This window comes from Pseudoalteromonas sp. SG43-7, from assembly GCF_014164295.1.
In the GTDB taxonomy this organism is placed as follows: domain Bacteria; phylum Pseudomonadota; class Gammaproteobacteria; order Enterobacterales; family Alteromonadaceae; genus Pseudoalteromonas; species Pseudoalteromonas rhizosphaerae.
Map to the genome: position 1 here is coordinate 131,688 of NZ_JACJEY010000005.1, position 24,297 is coordinate 155,984.

16 protein-coding genes are annotated in these 24,297 nt (G+C 39.9%); 7 read left to right on the forward strand and 9 right to left on the reverse strand.

Going from position 1 to position 24,297, the window contains the following annotated elements; genetic code table 11:
• Positions 1–62: 62 nt before the first annotated feature.
• Positions 63–1,529, reverse strand: coding sequence for a 4-hydroxy-3-polyprenylbenzoate decarboxylase (gene ubiD / locus H5200_RS03685; protein WP_145239922.1), 1,467 nt, complete (start codon positions 1,527–1,529; stop codon positions 63–65).
• 166 nt (positions 1,530–1,695) lie between these two features.
• Between ubiD and H5200_RS03690 the strand changes: the two genes are divergently transcribed.
• A complete protein-coding gene (locus H5200_RS03690; RefSeq protein WP_182760960.1) occupies positions 1,696–4,329 on the forward strand; it encodes an EAL domain-containing protein in 2,634 nt (877 codons plus the stop codon).
• An 84-nt stretch (positions 4,330–4,413) separates the two neighbouring features.
• On the opposite strand, the gene H5200_RS03695 is transcribed toward H5200_RS03690, so the two are convergent.
• Both H5200_RS03695 and H5200_RS03700 read right to left on the reverse strand, forming a co-directional pair.
• Positions 4,414–6,435, reverse strand: coding sequence for a methyl-accepting chemotaxis protein (locus H5200_RS03695; RefSeq protein WP_182760961.1), 2,022 nt, complete (start codon positions 6,433–6,435; stop codon positions 4,414–4,416).
• Between the two features lie 76 nt (positions 6,436–6,511).
• Positions 6,512–6,796, reverse strand: a complete 285-nt coding sequence (locus H5200_RS03700) for an MliC family protein (protein WP_182717466.1) — start codon at positions 6,794–6,796, stop codon at positions 6,512–6,514.
• Positions 6,797–6,919: 123 nt separating this feature from the next.
• Between H5200_RS03700 and H5200_RS03705 the strand changes: the two genes are divergently transcribed.
• Positions 6,920–7,840, forward strand: coding sequence for a DUF808 domain-containing protein (locus tag H5200_RS03705; RefSeq protein ID WP_149982169.1), 921 nt, complete (start codon positions 6,920–6,922; stop codon positions 7,838–7,840).
• Between the two features lie 56 nt (positions 7,841–7,896).
• On the opposite strand, the gene H5200_RS03710 is transcribed toward H5200_RS03705, so the two are convergent.
• Positions 7,897–9,186 (reverse strand): hypothetical protein, encoded by a 1,290-nt coding sequence (locus H5200_RS03710; protein ID WP_182760962.1) that lies wholly within the window; start codon positions 9,184–9,186, stop codon positions 7,897–7,899.
• 169 nt (positions 9,187–9,355) lie between these two features.
• Here H5200_RS03710 and H5200_RS03715 point away from each other — a divergent pair, with 169 nt between their 5' ends.
• Complete coding sequence (locus H5200_RS03715) at positions 9,356–11,302, forward strand: S9 family peptidase (RefSeq protein ID WP_259399166.1); 1,947 nt, start codon at positions 9,356–9,358, stop codon at positions 11,300–11,302.
• Between the two features lie 93 nt (positions 11,303–11,395).
• Here the strand turns inward: H5200_RS03715 and H5200_RS03720 are convergent, their stop codons facing one another.
• On the reverse strand, positions 11,396–12,334 hold the full coding sequence (locus tag H5200_RS03720; protein ID WP_182717464.1) for a tetratricopeptide repeat protein: 939 nt from the start codon (positions 12,332–12,334) through the stop codon (positions 11,396–11,398).
• A gap of 93 nt (positions 12,335–12,427) precedes the next feature.
• Positions 12,428–13,831: a M20/M25/M40 family metallo-hydrolase gene (locus H5200_RS03725; protein ID WP_182717463.1), complete on the reverse strand. Its 1,404-nt coding sequence runs from the start codon at positions 13,829–13,831 to the stop codon at positions 12,428–12,430.
• Between the two features lie 224 nt (positions 13,832–14,055).
• Between H5200_RS03725 and dbpA the strand changes: the two genes are divergently transcribed.
• Positions 14,056–15,444 (forward strand): ATP-dependent RNA helicase DbpA, encoded by a 1,389-nt coding sequence (dbpA, locus tag H5200_RS03730; protein ID WP_145239907.1) that lies wholly within the window; start codon positions 14,056–14,058, stop codon positions 15,442–15,444.
• A 7-nt stretch (positions 15,445–15,451) separates the two neighbouring features.
• Here the strand turns inward: dbpA and H5200_RS03735 are convergent, their stop codons facing one another.
• On the reverse strand, positions 15,452–16,036 hold the full coding sequence (locus H5200_RS03735; protein ID WP_182739428.1) for a DNA-J related domain-containing protein: 585 nt from the start codon (positions 16,034–16,036) through the stop codon (positions 15,452–15,454).
• A 79-nt stretch (positions 16,037–16,115) separates the two neighbouring features.
• Here H5200_RS03735 and H5200_RS03740 point away from each other — a divergent pair, with 79 nt between their 5' ends.
• Positions 16,116–18,932, forward strand: coding sequence for an ATP-binding protein (locus tag H5200_RS03740; protein WP_182760963.1), 2,817 nt, complete (start codon positions 16,116–16,118; stop codon positions 18,930–18,932).
• Positions 18,933–19,210: 278 nt separating this feature from the next.
• Here the strand turns inward: H5200_RS03740 and rho are convergent, their stop codons facing one another.
• Both rho and trxA read right to left on the reverse strand, forming a co-directional pair.
• Entirely contained in the window at positions 19,211–20,470 is a 1,260-nt protein-coding gene (rho, locus tag H5200_RS03745) for a transcription termination factor Rho (protein ID WP_064666866.1), read from the reverse strand.
• Positions 20,471–20,651: 181 nt separating this feature from the next.
• The gene (gene trxA, locus H5200_RS03750; protein ID WP_145239901.1) at positions 20,652–20,978 is read right to left on the reverse strand and encodes a thioredoxin TrxA; all 327 of its coding nucleotides are present in this window, start codon (positions 20,976–20,978) and stop codon (positions 20,652–20,654) included.
• A 90-nt stretch (positions 20,979–21,068) separates the two neighbouring features.
• Between trxA and rhlB the strand changes: the two genes are divergently transcribed.
• Positions 21,069–22,346: an ATP-dependent RNA helicase RhlB gene (gene rhlB, locus H5200_RS03755; protein WP_145239899.1), complete on the forward strand. Its 1,278-nt coding sequence runs from the start codon at positions 21,069–21,071 to the stop codon at positions 22,344–22,346.
• A gap of 47 nt (positions 22,347–22,393) precedes the next feature.
• Positions 22,394–23,887, forward strand: coding sequence for a guanosine-5'-triphosphate,3'-diphosphate diphosphatase (gene gppA / locus H5200_RS03760; protein WP_182739426.1), 1,494 nt, complete (start codon positions 22,394–22,396; stop codon positions 23,885–23,887).
• The last annotated feature ends 410 nt before the right edge of the window (positions 23,888–24,297 follow it).

Consider the following 24,297-nt stretch of genomic DNA (forward strand, 5'->3'; position numbering starts at 1 on the left):
GCACTTTATTTGAACAATAATAACATATCCGCATAGTGAGTTTATAGCCTCTAAAAGAGCTGTTAAAGAATATCTAAGCTTTGCCAGATTTCATCGACGCGATCTTTAGTCGCTTGATCCATCACAATGGGTTCGCCCCACTCACGAGTGGTTTCGCCGGGCCATTTATTAGTGGCATCCATACCCATTTTTGAACCAAGACCTGAAACCGGTGATGCAAAGTCTAAATAATCAATCGGAGTGTTTTCAATTAGAGTAGTGTCGCGGGCGGGATCCATACGTGTAGTAATCGCCCAGATCACGTCATTCCAATCACGTGCGTTAACGTCATCATCACAGACAATGACAAACTTTGTGTACATAAACTGACGCAAGAACGACCATACCCCCATCATCACGCGCTTGGCATGACCTGGATATTGTTTTTTCATTGTCACTATCGCCATACGATATGAACAGCCTTCTGGCGGTAGATAAAAATCGACTATCTCAGGAAATTGCTTTTGTAAAATAGGTACGAAGACTTCATTGAGTGCGACCCCTAAAATTGCCGGCTCATCTGGTGGACGACCAGTAAAAGTGCTGTGATAAATAGGATCTTTACGATGTGTCATGTGGGTCACGGTCATAACAGGGAAGTTATCAACCTCATTGTAATAACCCGTGTGATCGCCATAAGGGCCTTCAGGTGCCATTTCGCCCGGCATTATATAGCCTTCAAGAACTATTTCAGCACTGGCAGGAACTTGTAAATCATTGGAGATCGACTTAACTACTTCTGTTTTGCTACCACGTAGCAAGCCGGCAAAGGCGTATTCACTCAAGGTATCTGGCACTGGCGTGACGGCACCTAGGATTGTCGCCGGATCAGCACCCAATGCTACCGATACCGGATAAGGTTGGCCTGGGTTTTCTTTACACCATTCTTGAAAATCGAGAGCACCGCCACGGTGTGATAACCAGCGCATAATGATTTTATTTTTACCGAGTAATTGTTGGCGGTAAATACCTAAGTTTTGGCGTTTTTTGAAAGGTCCTTTGGTGACGGTTAAACCCCAAGTGATTAATGGAGCCACATCACCAGGCCAGCAGTGTTGAATTGGCAGCTTAGTTAAATCAACATCATCGCCTTCTAGAATAACTTGCTGACAAGGCGCTTTTTTAACTTCTTTGGCAGGCATATTTAATACTTGCTTAAACACTGGAATTTGGCTAAATGCTTCTCTAATGCCTTTTGGTGGCTCTGGCTCTTTTAAAAATGCCAGCAACTTACCGACTTCCCGTAGTTCGCTAACGTGTTCTTTACCCATTCCCATGGCAACACGCTCTGGTGTACCAAATAAGTTAGCTAGTACGGGGATATCATAACCTTTAGGGTTTTCAAACAATAAAGCGGGTCCCTTAGCACGTAGTGTGCGGTCGGCAATTTCGGTCATTTCAAGATAAGGATCAACTTCTTGGTGAATACGCTTCAGTTCACCTTTTTTTTCTAATAAATCGATAAAATCACGTAGATCTTTGTATTTCATTGTGGGCCGCTTTAAAGCTTAAAAGACTGTTGGCATTATACTTAAATAAAGACGTTAAGCGAATTAATGAGGTGTTTTTAGAGCGCATTTAAGCGATCATTTTTGTTACATTATAAGGTGAGTAAGCTATAGTTTAGGACAAATGTTTGAAATGAGTTTTTGATTAATGGGTGGGCTTATCGTAAAAACATTTATCAAGGCTGTTCTTCTTTGCTGTGTAATTACCTTTGTAGATCAAGTAAGTGCTAAGCAATCATTAAATTCCGCGCTCAATGTGCCGCTTTTTAATGAGCACAGTGCCGTGATGTTAGTGGTAGAACCGCAAACGGGTGAAATTAAATTTGCTAATAAAGCAGCGGCAGCATTTTATGGTTACAGTATTGCGCAATTGCAAACAATGCGTATCCAGCAAATTAATATATTTACTGAGCAACAAGTTGCACAGGAACGCCAAGCTGCTCTGAGTAAAGGGCAAAACTATTTTGTTTTCAAACACCGATTAGCGAGCGGTGAAACACGTACCGTTAGCGTTTATTCAGCCCCATTTACAATTGAAAATAAAGATTTTTTATTTTCTGTCATACATGATATTTCATCTCAACGTAACCTTGAAAAAGCGCTTTGGCATTATCAAGAAAATCTTGAACAATTGGTTGCCATTCAAACTAATGAAATAGAACAAAAACGCACCGATCAATTGCTGTTAGCGCTAATATTTATTTCTGTACTGATAATACTGTTAGCGACTTTAACCTTGTTAGCTTTGCGATTACGCAGAGCTAAAGAGTCGGCGCAAAAAGATAGTGCGACGTTAAAGGCGATTTTCAATAGTATAGATGATCTGCTCGTTTACACTGATACCGATCATGTGGTTATTACAGCCAATACTACGGCTGTGCAGAAGTTAACAGCAGGCGAGCCACTGAAAGACAAAAATATTTACTCATTTACTGAGTGTCCGAAAGGAGTTGTTGGGGTTGATAGTGAGTTTCAATTTCACGGAGCTAAAGAGGTATTTTGGGGAGAGGCACGAGTAACCGCAGTTATCGACGAAAAAAATAGCAAAATTGGTGAAATACATTTAATTCGTGATATCACTTTAAAATTAAAAGCACTTCAACAACAACGACTCGCGAGCACGGTATTTTCAACAACTAATGAAGGTATTTTAGTTTCTAATCGTGATAATGAAATTCAAGCTGTAAATAAAGCCTTCACACAGATCACCGGTTATCAAGAACAAGATGTGCTTGGTAAATCACCTGCAATATTAAATTCGGGCCATCATAAACCATCGTTTTTTAAAGTGTTATATCGACGTTTAAATGAGGCTGGGCACTGGGAAGGTGAAATATGGAACCGCCGCAAAGATGGTAGTATTTACCCGAGCTGGGTCAATATTTCGGTAGTATTTGACGAGGAAAAAGACATTGAAGTTTATGTTGCCTTATTTAATGACATTTCTTTACGCAAAGAAAATGAACAGGAAATGTGGCTACAAACTAATTTTGATACCTTAACGGGTTTGGCAAATCGCTATCATTATAATAGCAAGCTAGATCAAGAAATGATCCGTGCGACAGCTGATAATAAGCGTTTGGCAATTTGTTTTATTGATTTAGATCGGTTTAAAAGCGTTAACGATACCTTAGGGCATAATAGTGGTGATTTACTATTACTTGAGGCTGCCAAAAGGCTTAAAGCATGTATGCGCAGCTCTGACGTAGTTGCCCGTTTAGGTGGCGATGAGTTTGCGCTATTACTGCCAGGGATCAATAAGTTAGCAGATATTGAGCGACTAGCTACAAAAGCTCTGCTGGCGCTTAGTTCTTCATTTAAAATTGGTGAGCAAGATGTATTTGTATCCGGCAGTATGGGGATCACTATTTTCCCCGACGATGGCAGCGATCGAAAAATATTACTACGTAATGCTGATAGCGCTATGTACAAAGCTAAAGCGCAAGGGCGAAACTGCTTTGAGTTCTTTACCAGTGGCTTGCATGAACAAGCGACTGCTCGCAGTAGGCTCGAAAATGCTCTTCATAAAGCGCTTAGTAATAACGAGTTTACCATTTATTTTCAGCCAATTATTAGCCACGATAAAAAAACGGTCGGCTGTGAAGCATTATTGCGATGGCATAGTGCGGAGCTTGGCGATGTTTCGCCGGCACAATTCATTCCTGTATGTGAAGAGTTAGGATTAATCATTCCAATTGGTGAGTGGGTACTCAGAGAAGCATGCCGCGAAGCTGCTAAGTGGTGTGGTTGTTTCGGTGATCAGTTTTTTGTTACGGTAAATATGTCTAGCGTGCAATTTATTCGCCAAGATATTGAAGCGTTAGTTAAAAGTGTTCTACAGGAAACGCAGTTATCAGCTCAGTGTTTAACCCTTGAAATTACAGAAACGCTACTTGCTGATAATAGCTCAAATATTTTGCAGCAGTTGCAAGCATTACGCGCAACCGGCGTGGGTTTAGCAATTGATGACTTTGGCACCGGTTACTCATCGTTGAGTTATTTAAAGCGTTTTCCGCTGAGTAAGTTAAAAATAGATCGGGAGTTTATAAAAGACTTACCGGATGATCTTGAAGATTGTGCGATGGTTAGTGCAATAATTTCAATGGCTAGTAACCTACAGCTCAAAGTTGTTGCCGAAGGAGTTGAAACCTTTGCACAGCTGGCTTTTTTAAACGCTCTAAATTGTGATTATATTCAAGGTTTTTTATACAGCAAACCACTGCCTGCGGCACTATTTGATAAATACATTAGGGAGTTTATCGCGGAGCAAAATAATAAATAAGTTGCTACACGCCACTGCAACGTTATTTCTGTGGCGTGTATTTATCATTATCACAATAGCTGCAGATGGGTTTTATATTCAGAGTTAGAACTTAAATCTTTCTACTGCGCTGGTTAATGAGTGAGCGAGTTGGTTAACGTCTTCACTTTGATTGGCGAGTGACTTTGCATGTTCGGCATTCGTTTGTGCTTGCACCGTTACTTGCGCCATAATCTGTTTTATCTCATTGCTGTTATCAAGCTGGTGATGTGATGAACTAGCAATTTGCATACTCATTTGGTTAATTGTCACTAAAGTACTTTTTATTTTATCCACCGCTTGGTTTAATTCACTACTATTTGCTACACATTCTTTTGCTTGTTGTTGCCCATCGTTAATTTCATGATGAGCAGTATTGGCCTGATGTTGCAGTGTTTGGATCATTGTATGTATTTCGCTAGTCGAGTTTTGCGTTCGTGCAGCTAAAGAGCGAACTTCATCTGCCACAACAGCAAAGCCTCGGCCATTTTCTCCTGCACGGGCAGCTTCAATAGCAGCGTTTAGCGCAAGTAAATTAGTTTGTTCAGCAATACTGCTAATTGTATCCACGATTGCGCCAATTAATTGTGTGTGTTGGGTTAGCTCATTAGTACTTTGTACAGCTTGATCAAGCCGAGTCAGTAACGCTGCAATACGCTGGCTGTTACGATCAGCAATCTGATTTACATCATTGGCAAACTGCGAAGCGTTAGCAACTTCATTAGAGGTGTTATCAGCTCGTTCACAGACCGCTTGGGAATTACTATGCATGCTATGCGCCACCGAGTCGGCCTCTGCAATACGATCTAATTGCTGCTGTGCTGCTTCGGTCATATGTTGGCCTTGTGCACTGGTTTGAATTGCTGATTGATCTAAGGTGTGGGCGTTATCACTTATCGCACTTAGTAATGTACTTAGATCATCGCTTAATTGATTGATATTGTTTAAAAGTACACCAAATTCATCATCATTATGGGGCTTTGTACGTTTCGATAAATCCCCAGAAGCGATACGTGATAGTGCTTTATTTACAGCATTGAGTGGTTTTAACATTGCTTTGGTGGTTAAAAAGCAGATCAAGGCTGCAAACGAAATAAGCACTAAACTTATAATAATCGCGAGTCGCGAACCTGTAGTGATCACCGACTGAGCATCCGCCTGCAAGGTATCAAAGCGTTTATCGGCTAAATGATTTAACTCAATAATGAGCTGCTCGGTAAGTTGAAACTGTTGCTGGAATGCAGCAAAGGCTTGCTCGGTCGCAACTTTGCTGGTCAAAAGAGTACTTTGTTGCTGGTACAGTGTTGCCAACTGTTGATTAATTAAGCTGAGAAGGTCTTTTAGGTTGCTGAAATTTGTTTGATTTTTTAACTCACTCGCTTGCTGTTGTAGGTATGTAAAATTAGATTGGATATTGTCTAATAAAAAAGCGGTATCTTGTTGGTGTTCTGTGAGTGTTTGTAGGGAACTAATGTGGTTGATGCTCTTAACATTATTGCCTAAGGTGAATAGTAAGTCGTCAATGCGGGTCGCGGTACCAACAATAGCGGCTAATAACGATTGTTGCTCCGGTGTTACTTCGATTAGTTCTAAATCAAGTAAGCCACTACTTAAGTCAGCAAGATTATTAGCGTAATCATTTGCTAATGAGGTAACCTGAGTTGCTGCTGTTAGGCCTTGTTGTTTGGTGTTAAACATTGTTGCGCTAGTGGTACTAAATTGCTGATAGCGTTGTGTTATTTTCGATAGTAATTGCAGCATTTGCGGTTGGTCGTGTAGCTGAGAGCTTAATTCTTCTAGCTTGGTTTTAAATAAAGCTTGTTCTTCATGAGTTCTCTGTTGCTGCTGTTGCAAACTGGCTTTACTTGTTTGGCTGTATGCAACGGCATTAAATTTGGTGATTGATAACAGCGATAACCGCAAGGCATGACTTTGCTGTTGTACCGGTACAGCTAAAGTTTCTATATCCGAAGTGGCGTGATTAATTTGTCCTAATGACCAGTAAAAAAAACTACTGCTGGCGAGCATTAAAAAACCAATTGTGGCAAAGGCAAAAATTAGTTTCGTTTTAATAGCAATAGCGCGCATAGTAAACCCGTAAATACTTAATTATTTATGAGTGTAGCAGTATTTTTATAAATTATAAGTTTGGCGAGCGATTGTATTACTCTAAATTACAGTGATATTTGTTGCCATCAATTATCAACATAGCTTCATTCCCTTTGGTCCAAAACAGCACATCTTCATTGGTATATTTTACGCCCGAGGCACTGATTTGTTTGGTCAGCGAATGATCTACTTGATTGTAATTTAGCGTGGCACTTTCTTCATCATTACTGGTAATAACGGCGCTTAGCTGGCTATCGCAGGAGAAAGACTGACTATTTAATTGTTCTGTGCATGCACTGAGGCTAATAACACCGAGTGCAATTAATAGGGTTTTATACATTAACAAGTACCTTGGCTAAATGTGTTGAGCAACTAGCATAGCAAACGAAAATTAACCTTTGGTGAAAATACTCGTTTAGGCTATGTTGATAATTATAAATTTTTTAACTGCAAAGGAAATGAGATGGCAGGTACTAACCTATTGACATTATTGGACGATATCACCACTTTATTAGATGATATTGCCACTATGAGTAAAGTCGCCACGAAGAAAACTGCGGGTGTTTTAGGGGATGATTTAGCTTTAAACGCGCAACAAGTGACAGGAGTCACTGCCGATCGTGAGCTACCGGTCGTGTGGGCGGTAGCGAAAGGCTCATTTTTAAATAAAGCTATTTTAGTTCCTGCAGCGTTATTAATAAGTGTCTGGCTGCCTTGGCTTATTACACCTTTATTGATGGTTGGTGGATTATTTTTGTGTTTTGAAGGTGCAGAAAAGTTAGTTGAAAAGTTATTACCAGCTACGAAAAATGATGATGTAGATGCTGTCGAAAATTTAGATTTAGTTGAGTACGAAAAACAAAAAGTAAAAGGGGCTATTCGAACCGACTTTATTTTATCGGCAGAAATAATAGTTATCACTCTAGGCACCGTGGCGGGTGCAAGTTTACTAAATCAAGCGCTAGTCTTAAGTGTTATTGCGGTGATCATGACCATAGGCGTTTATGGGTTAGTGGCAGGGATTGTAAAACTCGATGATGCTGGTTTGTATTTGCTTAACCAAGCACAGCAAACAGGAAACCGTTTTAAAGCATTATTAGGTAAAGGTTTATTAGCCGCAGCACCACGTTTAATGGCGTTTTTAGCATTTGCAGGTACGGTAGCGATGTTTTTAGTGGGTGGAGGAATTTTAGTGCATGGTATTAGTGTGTTGCATCATTGGCAAACCGCTGTTGCTGAGTTTGCACTGGCAAACTTAGGTACGCTGGGAGAGATTATTGCGCCTTTACTGTTCGATGGTTTATTAGGTGTATTAGCCGGTGCGATTGCTGTGTTAGTTCATCATGGAATTGTCAGCATGAAAGCAAAAAAGCCAGCAAAGTAAATTTGCTGGCAATGAATTAGCAAGGGAATGCTATGAAAGTTATTTGCTTGAATTAATTAGTGTTCATGTTTTGATTCAGCAGCTATACCTAACCAGGTAATTTGATTAGGGATAAAATCAAGGTTAAGAATAGTTTTAGTCGTTTGCTCATGGGTGTCGATACTTAATACTGTTTGGCTGTTTGCATCACTGATATATAAAGTATCGTCGGCCGCTGAGGCCGCGAGTGCATAGTTACCAGCTGGGTTTTCGAGTACTTTAAAGCGTGCGCTGACTTGCCAATCATCTTCAGCATGTAGCACTGACAAGAAACCATCACTTTCAAGTACATAAAACTCGCCGGTAATCCTATCCAGTGCACTTGCTAATACGGTATTTTCAGTATTTTGTTGCCATGCAAGCTGTGTCATTTCAGCTGATGCTGGGTCGATGGTGTAAAAAAGCTTACTTTGTGCAATACCTAAAAATAGTTCGCTGTGTTCACTCGCTTTAATTGTGCCAATACGCGTACCTTCAGCAAAGTTGTTGAGATTAGCTACTTTGGCTGCGTTAAACACATTATCTTTTTCAGTTATAACTAATACACCATCGCTACAGCCAAAAGCGATATGCTGGTGATTTTGCGCACTGCCATGTAGTGCAGGGCAATCCACTGCAAACCGCTGTTCTTGATGAAAGTGATCACCATGAATATGCAGTTGTTCAACATAATTTGGCAGCACGCTAGTTATATCTTCGCTGCGATAAGTTGTGATTACCGATTCACCGCGAATTTGCGCTGTACCATGCATGGCATTGTTAAAGCTATGTGCTGCTAACGTTTTCCCAGCAGCAAGTGATTCATCACTTAATAACACAAAGCTTGCAGGGATCCCTGCATCAAGATCGCCATCAAAAAACAGTGCAGCTTGCTGTCCACTAACATCAAAGTGGGTTGGTTTACTATCGTTAAAGATTAAATCATGCAGCTCGGGTTGCTGTTCATAACTATGTTGGTGATCACCATGATCTTCTGTAAATAATCCACCGTCAATGAACTCAACATAATTTTCTGCTCGCTGGATCAATACTGCATAACGGAAATTAGGACTGGCATATAGACCACTTATTACGTTGCTGGTATTAAAGGTCTCCAGCAACGAGTTGTTGTCAGCGTTAAAAACAGATACGTTAGCAATATCAGCATGGCTAATCGCTAATCGCCCTTTTGCAGTGATTTCAGTGTGGTCATGGTCATCTTTCTGCTCAGCATTTTTATCTACAAGATCATCAATTTCACTGTTACAGGCACACAGTACAGCAACCATAGAGGCAATTAAGCAAGTTTTAAAGTTAGGTAAAATCATAAACAGTCCGGTGTTTTGTTATAATATATCGGTAATGTTATAATGTAACCTTAACAAAGTAAATAAGTACTCTTCGTTCTTTACTTACGTATTTGGATGGATATCTATTTAAAACCTTATTGGGTACAATTGTAGCAATTATAAAAATATAAATTTAAAAGAATGTTGTATGAGCAAAATGATGCAGTTGATTGTTGTTATTACTTTGTGTGTTGTCAGCTTCATGAGTGATGCAAATCAATCAGCTCCAGCAGTCGATGACTTCAGCCGCAGCAGTGAATATAGCCAAGTTAAAATCTCTCCTAATGGGAGCTACCTTGCAGTAATTATGCAACCTGAAGGTAAAAAAGTGCTGGTTATTTTAGATGCTAAAAAATTTACAATTCACCACGCTATTAATTTTGAGAGCAATGCCCAAGTTGGTGCTTATCATTGGGTAAGTGATGATCGGGTTGTAGTTGCAAAAGAATACTTACACGGCTGGCAAGATCACCCTGAATATTATGGTGAATTATATGGCGTGAATGCTGATGGCTCAAAAGCTAAGTACTTAGTTGGCTATCTTGGCGAAATGCAAACTGGCTCTCATATCAAAAAAGCCACACCACTTTATGGCACCTCTTATTTGCTGGATCCTTTAATCCACGATGAAGATAAAATGCTTATAGTGACTTACCCGTGGACATCAAGTAGTGAACCGCACACTGTTGTTTATGAGGTTGATATTTTTTCAGGGAAGCGTCGTAAAGTTACGCGCTCCCCGTCACGTATGGCCAACTTTTTGACCGACCATGAAGGAAATGTCAGAGTGGCTGTTTCCAGTGATGATTATATTAAGTCTACAATACATACCCGTGAAAAGTCAGGTGGAGATTGGCAAGCACTTGATTTAGGTGATTTGACTTACAGTGATGTGGAGTTGCACGCTTTTGATAGTAGTGGTGATGCTGTCTATATCACAGCATCAATAAGTGGTGAAGCTCAAGGCTTATATAAATTGAATCTAAAAACCAGAGCAGTTGATTTAATTCATAAAGAAGAGAAAGTCTCACCAAAGCAAATATGGGTCGATGAAGCATCAAAAGAGCTATTTGCGATTGAAACCGAACTAGGTTATCCAACTTATGCTTTTGTCGATGGGCAATCAGATAAAAGCATGCGTTTAAAATCATTAATCTCCGCTTTACCTGGTGAACAAGTGCAACTCGTTAGCAGTACTGAAGATGGCGACACTAATATTATTTATGCCTCTAATGATCGTAACCCTGGACAATATTATTTATTCGATGCCAAAAGTAATAACTTACGATTTTTGTTTGCATCCCGTCGTTGGATTGATGCAGAACAAATGGCGCAGACCAAGCCTGTAAGTTATACCAGTCGAGATGGTTTAACTATTTATGGCTACTTAACAGTACCGAATAATACCATAGAAAAAAACTTACCTTTAGTGGTTATGCCACATGGTGGTCCACATGGCCCGCGCGATTGGTGGGGATTCGACCTTGATGCACAGTTGCTTGCAAGCCGTGGTATGGCCGTACTAAAAGTTAATTTTAGAGGTTCAGGTGGTTTTGGCCGTAACTTTGAGCATGCTGGGCATCGAAAATGGGGAGCTGAAATTCAATTTGATATTATAGATGGTGTGAAGTATTTAGTTGAGCAGGGTACAGTTAATAAAAACAATATCTGCATTATGGGCGCGAGCTTTGGTGGATACTCAGCGTTACAAAGTGCGATTTTAGAACCTGATATGTTTAAGTGTGCGATTGGCGTTGTTGGCGTTTATGATTTGCCCTTAATGTTTAAAGAAGGGGATGTTGCGGAGCGCGATAGTGGCCAACGTTATTTACAGAATGTATTGGGTACAGATGAAGCGCAACTAAAGGCTTTTTCACCTAGCTATAATATTGATAAGTTAAAGGCTCCAGTGCTGATAGTGCATGGTGGTGAAGATCAGCGTGCACCGATTGAGCAAGCCGAATCACTGATTGCGGCTCTTAAAAAAGCTAAACATCCTTATATATATGAACTGCTTAAAGATGAAGGGCATGGTTTTTATAAGCAAGAACATCGCACTCGTTATTATCAACAAGTGCTGACCTTTTTAGACTAACACTTAACAATGTAACAGTCGTATTTACGTGTTAAATGGCAAGCTAAAAGCTTGCCATATTTATATCCACTTGTTGTAGGTAGTTTGGCTATATTAACAGGAATACTCAAGGCACAGCTCTTTGAGTTGTAATTTGGCTTTGTGGTTATTTTGCCCTGCAGCTTGTTGATACCAATAAATAGCTTGGCTGATATCTTTTTCTACCCCTTCACCATCACGATACATTTGCGCAGTATTAAGCTGACCCCATTGTGAGCCTTCTTTGCTGGCGAGTAAAAAGCTTTCGAACGCTTCAGGAAATAACCCATCTTTGTAATAGATGATGCCTTGCTGATTATTTTTATTAAGCTTCACCCCTTCATATAGCGGTTTAGGGCGTGGTGGGAACATCACAAAACCACCATATAAGCTATATGCGTAAGGGCGCAGTACATCATAAATAGCACCTTCATCATATAAACGCTGTACTTCGCTGCGCGGTAAAGTAATTGTTTTTGATGAAAAATAATCTTTTTGTACCAATAAGCTGGTACGCATAGCCATAGTAATGCCGCTGTCGCGTTTATAGCGATAATTGCTGATTTGAAAGGTGATATTTTGGTCATCAAACTCGAGTACTTGGGCTACTTTTAGGTTTTCAGGGCGCAATGGTTCGTTAGAAAACTTATCAGCATGTACCAAGTAAGTATCGAATGCTTGTGGCTGGCTGAGTATTGCTTGTTTGGCTTTTAGCTCATCAAGATGTTGTGTATAAAAGTAAATAGATAACCAGATAAGTAATATCGAGCCTATAAAATATTTGATCAAAGAAAGCTTTTCTAACCATGGCAGTTGCATAATTGAAAGCTGTACATTGTGCTGGCAATGGCTACACTGGTATTGATAATGCCATGCTAATGGCAGCATAGGGACAATTGAAAAACGCAAAAAGCGGCTGTGGTTTTGTAGTCGATAGTCATCATGATGACAGTGTGGGCAGGTTTTTATTTGGCTGAAAAACGACAATGAATCGCTGGTATTGAATAGTAGCATATGACCTTTTTTCCCTTCCTTGTTTTACGTTAAATTAAAACAAGGAAGGTTAGATGCAAAGCAGAAAACTGTAAGAAAGTATGTTTGGTTAGCTTATTTGCTTGCTACAGGCTTTGCTTTAATTGTAGTTTTAGCATCAGCTGCCATTAACGCAAATACAGCATATGCTGCGGTATTTTGCTTAAGTTTAGCCGGATCGATCTTATCAAGCGTATCATCAGCAGTGTGATGGTAGTCAAAGTAATCAGTACCGTCTTGGTGCAGCTCAAAAATTGGCGCGCTGGTGGCATTTTTAAATGGAATTAAATCAGGCCCACCATTAGCGCTATTTTTACCTATGTATTCAACATTTAACGGCGCAAGTTGCTTGGCTATTGCACGCACTACTGGCAACGAGGCTGCAGATACATTCGATTCAAAGCCATACACTACATCAGCACCAAAGTCAGATTCAGCGGCGGCAACAATTTTATCAAGTTCATTTGCATGCTTTTTAAAATAAGCTTTAGCGCCCCATAATCCTAGCTCTTCGGCGGCAAATAACACTACACGAATGCTGCGTTTAGGGCGTTTTATTTCACTAATATGTTTGGCAGCAGCCATGGTTAACGCAACGCCTGCACCATCATCAAGTGCGCCAGTGCCTAAATCCCAAGAATCTAAATGACCGCCAATCAGTACGTATTGTTCAGGGTTTTGTGTGCCATTGAACTGACCAATCACGTTATAGCCAGTACCTTGGCCGCGATCTTCAGTTTGCACATTGATATTTACGGTAACATTTTTACCTAGTGCAACTAAGCGAGCTAGCTGATCTGCATCAGGATTAGCAATGGTCACATTAGGGATTTTCGTAACACCTTCTTGATAGTGACTGCCACCGGTATGAGCAAAGCGGTGATGTGCGGTGCTAACAGAACGCATCATATAACCAATCGCGCCTTTTTTTGCAGCCTCAACTGAACCTGTTGAGCGAGCACGAACAGCAGGACCATAACCATTGCCATCAATATGGCGGTTCATATGGTAATTTATATAAGCTATTTTACCTTTTAAGCTGTTTGCTGGTGCTGCGATAAGTTCATCAAGCGTTTCAAATAATACAACTTCAGCGGTAATGCCATCTTTTGGTGTGCTAACGCTGTGGCCTAATGCTGTTAGGTGCAAAGGTTGCTCGCTTGGCGTTAAAATTTTGCCACTTTCACTAAAACGACGCCACTCAGGGAAGGTTGCCTCTTCTAGCCATACTTTATCAAAACCAAGCTCTTTAAATTTAGCTTGGGCCCACGCAACGGCTTTTTTATCATTTTCTGTACCAGGTAAGCGAGGTCCTATTTCAGTAGTAAGCGATTCAAGCAATTGATAGCTTAACTCGCTGTTACTGGCATTAGTTCTTAGTTCGGTGACTTGCTGAAGTTGCTTTGCGGTAAATTCAGGCTCGGCGGCATTGGCTAAAAAGCTGCCGGCTAGCAGTAATCCGGTGATGATTTTTTTCATTATTGACCTGGTTATATTTTCAAGTGAGGGTTATTAAAGCATTTAATACTGAGCAACAAAAGTAGATGAGATAAATGCCTATCGGTGGTGATGTTATGGTGAATGTTTATTGAGAATATGGTCAGCTTAATGGTAGCAATTTGTATATTCTGCTATTATGCAGCATAACTAAGTCGGGCATCTGCAGCGGCTTTTCATGTTTACTTATTGCACTGGAAATTACTTTGACCGCTACAGCTTTTTCATCACTCGCTTTACCATCAGGTTTGGTCGATAACTTATCGACTTTAGGTTACACCCAAATGACCGCTGTACAGGCGCAAAGCCTGCCGCCAGTGCTTGAAGGTAAAGACATCATTGCACAAGCTAAAACTGGCTCAGGTAAAACTGCCGCATTTAGTTTAGGTGTGTTGGCCAAGCTTAATGTTAAGCGTTTTCGTATACAGTCTTTAGTGCTTTGTCCAACCCGTGAGTTGGCTGAGCAAGTAGCTGTGGAAATGCGTAAATTAGCGCGTGGTATTCACAATATAAAAATATTAACTCTATGTGGTGGCGTGTCGATTGGTCCACAAATTGGTTCACTAGAGCATGGTGCACATATTATTGTTGGCACACCTGGGCGTGTAGATGATCATATTCGCAAAGGTACGCTACGTTTAGATGATGTAGACACGCTAGTACTTGATGAAGCCGATCAAATGCTTGATATGGGCTTTCAAGACACTTTGGATGCAATTATTGAGCGTATTCCAAAACAGCGTCAAACTTTATTATTTAGCGCCACTTTTCCGCGCGCAATAGAAGCGATTGCCAAGCGTGTATTAAGCAATCCTGTTATGGTGAAGGTTGAAGAAGAGCAAGAAAAAAGTACTATTAAACAGTACTTTTATAAAATGGATAATAACAAACAACGTTTTAATACATTAAAATTGTTGCTGCTGAAGTTTCAACCAGAAAGTTGTGTGGTGTTTTGTAATACCAAGGTCGAAACTCAACAGGTGTGTGATGATTTAGCTGATGAAGGCTTCAGTGCCGTGTCATTGCATGGTGATTTAGAGCAGCGAGATCGTGAGCGCACCTTGATCCACTTTGCTAATAAAAGCGCCTCGATTTTAGTGGCCACTGATGTAGCCGCTCGTGGTTTAGACATCGATGATATGGATATGGTGATTAACTACCACCTTGCCCATGACCCACAAACCCACGTACACCGTATTGGTCGAACTGGTCGTGCTGGTAAAAAAGGCATTGCATGCTCTATTTATGGCGATGCAGAACAATTCAAAGTGGCACAAATTGGTGACCATTATGAATGTGATTTTTTACCAGAACAATTACCGCCGTTTAGCCTACTTGAAAAGCCACCATACAAACCACAAATGGTGACACTAATGATCGATTCAGGTAAAAAGCAAAAGGTACGCGCAGGTGATATTTTAGGTGCATTAACCGGTAAAGATGGTGTTGCCGGACGTCAAGTCGGTAAAATTAATGTGCTTGATAATGTGGCTTTTGTGGCTGTCGAACGTAATAGCTCAAAGCCCGCGCTACGAAAATTAACGGAAGGTAATATTAAAGGCCGTAAAATTCGTGCCCGTCGTTTAACTCGTTAATTATTGCTTATGATGCTTTTGAGCAGCTTGCCCTAAGCTGCTCATATTCATTTTTTAACTGTTTAAACTGCTCTGCATTACCATGTTGTTTATCTGGATGATATTGTGTTGCCAACTGCCGCCAGCGCTTTTGCAATGCCTGCATAGAAAAATCGTCAGGTAATTCCCAGTGCTTTAATAATGTCTGGCGTTGTTGTTGATCAAGCGTATTTATTGTTGGTGATGCACGAAAAGTACGCCAAAATTTATCTAACAGTGATTTAACTTCTGTTATCGAGGCATCGTAATTTTGCCAATCTAGATAGTACGCTTGTAATGAGTCATGCGCTGCAATGGTTATCTTATCTGGATTATCGGTGAGCTCTATATGTAAACTGGCTACCAATAAATATTGATTTGGCAACAGTTGTTGCTGCAGTTGATAAAGTGCATTCATAATTAAAAAGTTACGCTTAAACAGATCACGGTATGGATCTGTATCTAAGTCATTAATTACACCACGCTCAGATAATTCCAATGCTAAAGTGTGAACCTTCCAAATGTGCTTCGTTAAAATTAACTCGAAAATCTCATCAATCAGTGGGTTAAGCATTGTTTACAGTCTAGTTATTGGTGTATCTTGACTAAACTATCATAGCTTCTACTGCTAACAAAATTCCAAGGAAAAAATTATGCTGGGTCAGTTTAAGCGCCTATTATTTATTTGCTCGATTAGTGTGCTTGGCGTTTTTTCTCAATCAGGTAATGCTCAACAACCAATCGCACTTTTTGAACAATTTAAAGTTACGGATGAATGGTCTGAAAAGCAGCTGTTAGCTACCCAATTATTGTCTACACAATTATCAAATCAGCAACAAGTTGCTATTTATTCTGGTTTAGCTGAGCGTGCGTTTGAGTTGAGTAATTATCCCCAAGCATTGCATTATTATCAGTTGCTTGAGCAGCATAGTACATTTGAAAACCTGCCTGAGTTACATTTTCGAGCAATAAAAATGCAGGGCGTGGTGCAATATTTTCAAGGTTTATTACAACAAGCCATTATTGATTACAGCCGTGCGTTAAACTTAGCGGTACGTTTAAAGAGTCCATTAAAACAAGCCAACTTGCTAAGTAATATTGGCCTTGCATATTTTAATATGCACAACATGGAGCTTGCTTTAGAGCATTACCAGCAGGCAAAAGCACTTTATGAAATAGATGGTAGCGCGCAAGACAAAGCTGATATTCTTCATAATATTGCGGGCATCTATATTCGTTTATCTAGCTATGATTCGGCACTTGAAATTTATCGTGAAGTGCTCGATGTATTTCAGCAATTGGGTGATGAAGAGGGGATTGCTCGTGCCTATGGCAACATGGGGGTTGCTTATACTGAGTCGGGTCAAAATCAATTAGCGTTGCACTATTACCAGCTCGCTTTACGCTATTATCAAAGTGTTAATGACGCCTATCAATTATCCGTACAGCATACCAACTTAGCTAACATAAATTTAAAAATAGATGAGTTGGATGCAGCTTTGTATCACGCACAAGCAGCTCAAAAATACGCCCTGCAGATAGATAATCAATCCTTACGGTTAGCTTCTTTACATGTTTTAGCTAAAGTGCAATTAGTGATGGGGGATATTGATATTGCGGAGCAAAATTTACAACAATCAATATCACTAGCCAAAGAATATAAAGATGAATTGCGCATTAAAGACGGCTTAGGTATCGAGGCGTTGTTAAGTGCTGGTGCCGGTGACTATAAGCGGGCTATTCATCTGCACCAACAGTTTGTCGATTATCAACGTAGCATAACCAGTGAAGAGGTTATGAAAGCGTTAAATGTATTTCAGTCTCAGTTTCAGTCGAACCAGTTAAACCAAGAAATTAAACAGCTTAAACAAGAGCGTAGCCTACAAGAATTAAAGATTGAAAAACGCTCACAGTTAACTATTTTACTGTCTATTGTGCTGATGTTGGTATTGATCTGTGCAGTTGTATTATATCGCCGTGCAATCGAAAAAAAGGCCAAAACCCAATTAGAGCAAAAAGTTGAGCAACGTACTCAAGAATTACAATATGTGGCACAAGAGCTACGTGCCGCGAATCAAGTTAAGAGCCAGTTTTTGGCTAATATCAGCCATGAAATACGCACACCACTTACCGCTATTTTAGGGCAAACAGACGACTTGTTACATGGTTTATATCAGCCCCAACAATTACAAACAGAATTGTTAGTTATTAAAAAACATAGCGATCATTTAAAAGATTTGATTAATGATGTGCTCGATATTAGTAAGATAGAAGCAAACCGTTTAGATTTACATGTTAGCGAGTTTGACCTCGTGGGGCTTGTTAATGATGTTTATGCTATGTCAAGTATGCAGGCTAAAAGCAAAGGTTTAACGCTGCTATTAGAAAATCACTTAGGCTCGAGTTATTGGACTAAGTTAGATATGATCCGCGTTAAGCAAATACTAATAAACCTACTGACTAATGCGATCAAATTTACCGAGCATGGCAGTGTTACTCTGGATATTAATCACACCGAACAAGGCGTATGCTTTAAAGTGATTGATACGGGGATTGGTATGAATACAGAGCAAATAAAAAACATTTTTGAATGTTTTCAACAAGGCGATAATACCATCACTCGCAGGTTCGGTGGTTCAGGACTTGGTTTGAGTCTTTCCCAGCAATTAGCAATTATGATGGGGGGTTATATTAGTGTTGAAAGTGAGCATGGTAATGGCAGTGAGTTTATTTTTAATGTGCCATGTAAAGAGTATGCGCCAACCCTTCTTGCTACCGACAACTCAAAACCAGCTGCAACTAAAGGTCTAGTTGGGCGAGTATTATTAGCAGAAGATCATCCCGACAATCGTAGACTAATAACGCGCTTTTTAAAGTCGATTGGCCTTGAAGTGATCTCAGTAAGTAATGGTGAGCAAGCAGTTGAACAGTGCCTCAGTGAATTTCCAGATGTTGTTTTATTAGATATACAGATGCCAGTAATGGATGGCCTTAGTGCATTTGAACTGTTAAATAAGTGTGGTTTTAATAAACCTATTTTTGCTTTAACAGCTAATGCAATGAGTCATGAAATAGATAATTACTTAGCGATGGGATTTACTGGCTATTTAAGTAAGCCAATAGAAAAAGAAGTGTTTTATCAGGCACTCGCAGCGCATTTAAATAGTACCAGCACGCTACCTTTAGCTAATCCTGATATTAGCGATTTAGTGACGAGTTTTATTGCCAGCTTTGATGATGAAATAGCATCACTTACACAGCACCTTGCAGCAAAGGACTATATTGCATTACAGCAAGATAGCCATCGTATCCTTGGTGCCGCACAGATATTTTCATTAACTGATGTAGCTAATGCAGCGATGTGCTTAGATAAATCACTCTTATCACAGAAACATAACCCCAGCAGTGATGCAGACGTAAAAGAATTAGTAGATGATTTGATTAAGCAGCTATCACAACAGCTGACTTAAAAGAGCGATATATAAGCTTAATGGGTCGTTACATCAAGGCTATAAGTTACTACTAACCAATAAAGCGAGTTGAGCGTTTTATTGAGTGGCATTACTGTGTGCTAGATTTAAATAATCGCAGTTTTAATATTTACTCAATACTGCGCAGTCTGATGATTTTCGTCTATAGGAAACAGAGCAAAGAGATTAATAAAACAAATTTATAATAGGAGTGATATTTAGGGATGGGCAAAAAAAATGCCTGTATTAACAGGCATTTTAGAATCTAGTAAAGAGAATTATTGACGCTTCATCGAATCAAAAAATTCATCATTGGTTTTGCTCATAGAGAGTTTATCAATTAAAAACTCCATAGCATCAATTTCAGACATTTCATGAACTATTTTGCGTAAAATCCACATTTTTTGTAGTTCATCAGGTTTAGTCAGTAGCTCTTCGCGACGGGTACCTGAGCGGTTAAAGTCGATTGCAGGGAATACACGTTTTTCAGCAATCTTACGATTTAAGTGTAATTCCATATTACCAGTACCTTTAAACTCTTCGTAGATAACTTCATCCATCTTAGAGCCGGTATCGATAAGCGCAGTTGCGATAATAGTTAAACTACCGCCTTCTTCAACGTTACGCGCAGCACCAAAGAAACGCTTTGGTTTATGCAGGGCGTTAGCATCAACACCACCAGTAAGTACTTTACCTGATGAAGGAATTACCGTGTTATAAGCACGTGCTAAACGTGTGATTGAATCCAGTAAGATGATTACATCTTTTTTGTGCTCAACTAAACGTTTTGCTTTTTCAATTACCATTTCAGCAACTTGTACGTGACGGCTTGCTGGTTCATCAAACGTTGATGCAATAACTTCACCTTTTACTAGGCGTTGCATCTCAGTAACTTCTTCTGGACGCTCATCGATAAGTAGTACCATCAATGTCGCATCTGGGTGGTTATGGGTAATCGATTGCGCAATATTTTGTAGTAGCATTGTTTTACCCGCTTTAGGCGGTGCTACTAATAAACCACGTTGACCACGGCCAATTGGTGAGGCTAAATCAAGTACTCGAGCAGTGATATCTTCGGTGCTACCATTACCGCGTTCCATACGTAAACGTTCGTTTGCATGTAGCGGGGTAAGATTTTCAAAAAGAATTTTCGTGCGAGAGTTTTCAGGTTTATCAAAATTTACTTCGTTTACTTTTAGTAATGCAAAGTAACGTTCACCGTCTTTAGGTGGACGTATGAGACCCATTATAGAATCACCAGTACGCATACTAAAACGACGAATTTGGCTAGGTGATATATAAATGTCATCAGGACCAGCAAGGTAAGAGGCTTCTGATGATCTTAAGAAACCAAAACCATCCTGTAAGATTTCTAATACACCACCGCCAAAAATGTTCTCTCCACTTTTGGCGTGGGCTTTAAGGATAGCAAAGATAATATCTTGCTTTCTTAAGCGGGCTACGTTTTCGAGCCCCATGGACTCAGCTAAGTCTACAAGTTCTTTGATCGACTTGTCTTTTAATTCGCGTAAATGCATATTGGTGGGTTCTTTATTACAGTTATCATGCTCATATAATCGATATTGATTAGTGAGAGAGGTTTGTTGGTAAACTAAGGATTAGTTGGCTTTATAAACTAGCAGGTCATTCGCTAGGCGTCCAGTCTTTATACAAAAAAAATTAAAAAAAAGGGCAGTTGCCCTTTTTTTAGGCATATTTTTAGATGTTGTTTTCTAAAAACTCAACAAGTTGAGTTTTAGAAAGTGCACCCACTTTAGTTGCCGCAACTTGGCCTTCTTTGAAAAGAAGTAACGTAGGGATACCACGAATACCAAATTTAGGTGGTGTGCCCGCATTTTGGTCGATGTTTAATTTACCGATTACAACACGGCCATCAAACTCTTCTGCCACTTCATTAAGAATTGGCGCGATCATTTTACACGGTCCACACCATTCTGCCCAAAAATCAACTAATACAGGCTTGTCTGATTGTAAAACGTCAGCTTCAAAGCCATCGTCAGTTAATTGAATAATTTTCTCGCTCATTGCGCTCTCCGATAAGTTAGGCGAATTATTTAATGCGTATTTAAACACTCTTGTTTCTTATTGCAAGTTTAAACGTTATGCTTAAACGCTATGACTAAGACACATTTGACCGATAAAAAGTTTTCAGACTTTGCTATTGCACCGGAAGTGGTTGCCGGGTTAACCGAAAGTGGGTTTGAATATTGCACACCCATACAAGCTAAATGCCTACCTTTTATTTGTGATGGCCGCGACATTGCGGGTCAAGCACAAACAGGTACAGGCAAAACGTTGGCGTTTTTAACTGCCACGTGCCATCGGTTATTACAATCTAGCAAAGCACCTAGTAAACATCCAAGAGCCCTGATCATGGCCCCTACTCGGGAGCTTGCGATTCAGATCCACAAAGATGCAAAAATTTTAGCGCCACACTGTAATCTTAACTTAGGTTTAGTATATGGTGGCGAAGATTACGAAAAACAACGTGCACAATTAGAAAAAGGCGTTGATATTTTAATTGGCACCACAGGGCGCTTAATCGATTTATATAAACAAGGGTGTTACACCCTCAATGAAATCGAAGTAGTGGTACTTGATGAAGCCGATCGTATGTTTGATTTGGGTTTCATAAAAGACATTCGCTATATGTTCCGCCGTATGCCGGATACATCACAACGCCTTAATTTATTATTTTCAGCAACGTTATCGTATCGCGTACAAGAACTGGCGTTTGAGCACATGACAAACCCAGAGCATGTACAAATTGAACCTGATGTGAAAACTGGCAAGCGCATTGTTGAAGAGTTATTTCATCCTTCTCAAGAAGATAAAGTTAAGCTGTTATTAACTTTGATTGAAGAAGAATGGCCTGAGAAAGCCATTGTGTTTGCAAATACTAAACATAGCTGTGAAACGGTTTATGCATGGTTAAAGTCTGATGGACACCGGGTGGGAATGCTCACTGGTGACGTAAATCAGAAAAAACGCCAATCAATTTTAGCGCAATTCTCTAAAGGTGATTTAGACTTCCTTGTGGCAACAGATGTTGCTGCTCGTGGCTTACATATCCCTGAAGTGAGTCATGTATTTAACTTCGACTTACCAGATGATTGTGAAGATTATGTTCATCGTATTGGCCGTACAGCACGCGCTGGGGCATCAGGTAAGGCAATTAGTTTTGCATGTGAGCAGTACGCATATAATCTTCATGAAATTGAAGAATACATAGAGCACAGCATTCCTTTATCACATTATGATAAAAGTGCATTGCTTGATGATTTAACTAAGCCTACTATTCAAAGAAAGCGTAATTATTCAACAGGCCCACGTAGTCGTAGTAACAACAGCGGACGTAGACCAAACAATAGTTACCAAAAAGCACGGTCGTAATTGCGACCGTCGTTATAGTCGTAGTAGTAACTAGAGGTTTTTGAACGGTGGGGCAACTTAAACCGCAAAAAAATGTTTATGCAGTAATTGATTTAGGATCTAACAGTTTTCACATGTTGATCGCTAAGTCAATTGCTGGCGGCTTACAAACAATAGGCCGAGTTAAACGCAAAGTCAGATTAGCCGCAGGGCTAAATGATGATAATTTACTGAGCACAGAAGCAATGCAACGAGGCTGGGAATGTCTCGCACTATTTGCAGAGCGTCTTCAAGATATCCCTAAAAACAACATTACTATTGTTGCCACCGCTACTTTGCGCTTAGCAACGAATGCTGATGAATTTAAAATCAAAGCCGAGCAAATCCTTGCGCATAAAATTAATGTCATTAGTGGTGAGCTAGAAGCGCGCACTATTTATAAAGGCGTTGCGCATACATCTTCATGTAGTGGTCGCCAACTAGTAATAGATATTGGCGGTGCCAGTACTGAGGTAGTTATAGGTAAGGGATTCGACGCACTACATTATAAAAGCCTAAACATGGGCTGTGTTACCTACCTAGAACGTTACTTTAAAGACTGTAAACTCAATGACGCTAATTTCAATGCTGCTATTAAAGCCGCACGAGTAGTTATTGATGATATAGCGCCAAGTTATAAAGTGGCGGGTTGGGAGATTGCATCAGGTGCATCGGGTACTGTACAAGCTATCCAAGAAATTATGGTGGCACAATCACTCGATGAAACACTGAGTTTAGATAAACTCAATAAAATTAAAAAGCAATCGATCGCCTATGAGACCATCGCTGAGCTCGATTTACCTGGGCTTAGTGAAGAAAGACGTTTAGTTTTTGTGTCAGGGCTCGCTATTTTAATTGCTTTATTCGAAGCGCTTGAAATTGATAAAATGGGATTAGCAGGAGGCGCACTTCGTGAAGGTGTGCTTTATAGCATGGTCCCTGAGTTTCATAATCATGATATTCGAAAGCGCACTGTTGATGGCCTGATGAGCCGTTATCATGTCGATCAAAAACAAGCGAACCGAGTTGCAGAACTCGCCAGTCACCTCGCAGCTCAAGTCAGCGAGCAGTGGCCACTATTCAACAATAGTGGCCTGCCTTTACTAAAAGCGATTGCGCAATTGCATGAGATTGGTTTGTTAATTGAGTATAAGCAATATCAAAAGCACACCGCTTATATTTTAGAAAACACCGATATGCCAGGCTTTTCACAATCGGAGCATAAAATTATTGCGGCTGTAGCGAATGCACATCGTTCAGATCTGCAAAAGAATGTTTTTGAGTATTTAGGCTGCCATGCTCAGCTTACTCAGTATGTAACACGGTTGCTTAGGATCGCAGTGATCTTATCAATGCGTCGCCAAGATGATGTATTACCAAAATTAGTATTAACTGTTAATAATGACGCTCTAACACTAATATTTGAAAATGATTGGCTAAAAGCGCACCCGCTAATGGCAAGTGAGCTCCAACAAGAGTCTAAACAGCAAGCAAAAGCTGGTTGGAAGTTTATTGTTAAGTAACAAAAGGGCTGTAAAAGCCCTTTTATTGTATTAAAAACCACCTTTATGCACTAAATTTGTTCGAACAGTCAATTAAATCAAAAAAGATCAAAAAAAGTGTTGATCTGTTTTTGGATCTCCCTATAATGCGACCCCACTGAGACGGGAAACGCCAACGCATAGCGAAGCACGAACAACTCAGAGAGTTAAATAAAACTTCGGTTTTAAATATTCGCAAGAAAGTTTAAAACTAAGTGTTGACTCGAAAAATAAAGGATGTATTATACGCATCCCTAGCGACAATGTCGCAACGTTCTTTAACAATATAAAGCAATCATCTGTGTGGGCACTCGTACAGATTGAGTTCTAACAGCCGAGCTTAACTTTCTTTTAGATAGCTAAGCAAGGCAAAAAATTTAGAGTCTCAATTG

Excerpts from the sequence above, each read along its gene's own strand:
- H5200_RS03695 (WP_182760961.1), bottom strand. The coding sequence starts at position 6,435 with ATGCGCGCTATTGCTATTAAAACGAAACTAATTTTTGCCTTTGCCACA.
- H5200_RS03725 (WP_182717463.1), bottom strand. The coding sequence starts at position 13,831 with ATGAAAAAAATCATCACCGGATTACTGCTAGCCGGCAGCTTTTTAGCC.
- H5200_RS03705 (WP_149982169.1), top strand. The coding sequence starts at position 6,920 with ATGGCAGGTACTAACCTATTGACATTATTGGACGATATCACCACTTTA.
- rho (WP_064666866.1), bottom strand. The coding sequence starts at position 20,470 with ATGCATTTACGCGAATTAAAAGACAAGTCGATCAAAGAACTTGTAGAC.
- ubiD (WP_145239922.1), bottom strand. The coding sequence starts at position 1,529 with ATGAAATACAAAGATCTACGTGATTTTATCGATTTATTAGAAAAAAAA.
- H5200_RS03740 (WP_182760963.1), top strand. The coding sequence starts at position 16,116 with ATGCTGGGTCAGTTTAAGCGCCTATTATTTATTTGCTCGATTAGTGTG.
- H5200_RS03710 (WP_182760962.1), bottom strand. The coding sequence starts at position 9,186 with ATGATTTTACCTAACTTTAAAACTTGCTTAATTGCCTCTATGGTTGCT.
- H5200_RS03715 (WP_259399166.1), top strand. The coding sequence starts at position 9,356 with ATGAGCAAAATGATGCAGTTGATTGTTGTTATTACTTTGTGTGTTGTC.
- trxA (WP_145239901.1), bottom strand. The coding sequence starts at position 20,978 with ATGAGCGAGAAAATTATTCAATTAACTGACGATGGCTTTGAAGCTGAC.
- H5200_RS03700 (WP_182717466.1), bottom strand. The coding sequence starts at position 6,796 with ATGTATAAAACCCTATTAATTGCACTCGGTGTTATTAGCCTCAGTGCA.
- H5200_RS03735 (WP_182739428.1), bottom strand. The coding sequence starts at position 16,036 with ATGCTTAACCCACTGATTGATGAGATTTTCGAGTTAATTTTAACGAAG.
- H5200_RS03690 (WP_182760960.1), top strand. The coding sequence starts at position 1,696 with ATGGGTGGGCTTATCGTAAAAACATTTATCAAGGCTGTTCTTCTTTGC.
- rhlB (WP_145239899.1), top strand. The coding sequence starts at position 21,069 with ATGACTAAGACACATTTGACCGATAAAAAGTTTTCAGACTTTGCTATT.
- H5200_RS03720 (WP_182717464.1), bottom strand. The coding sequence starts at position 12,334 with ATGCTACTATTCAATACCAGCGATTCATTGTCGTTTTTCAGCCAAATA.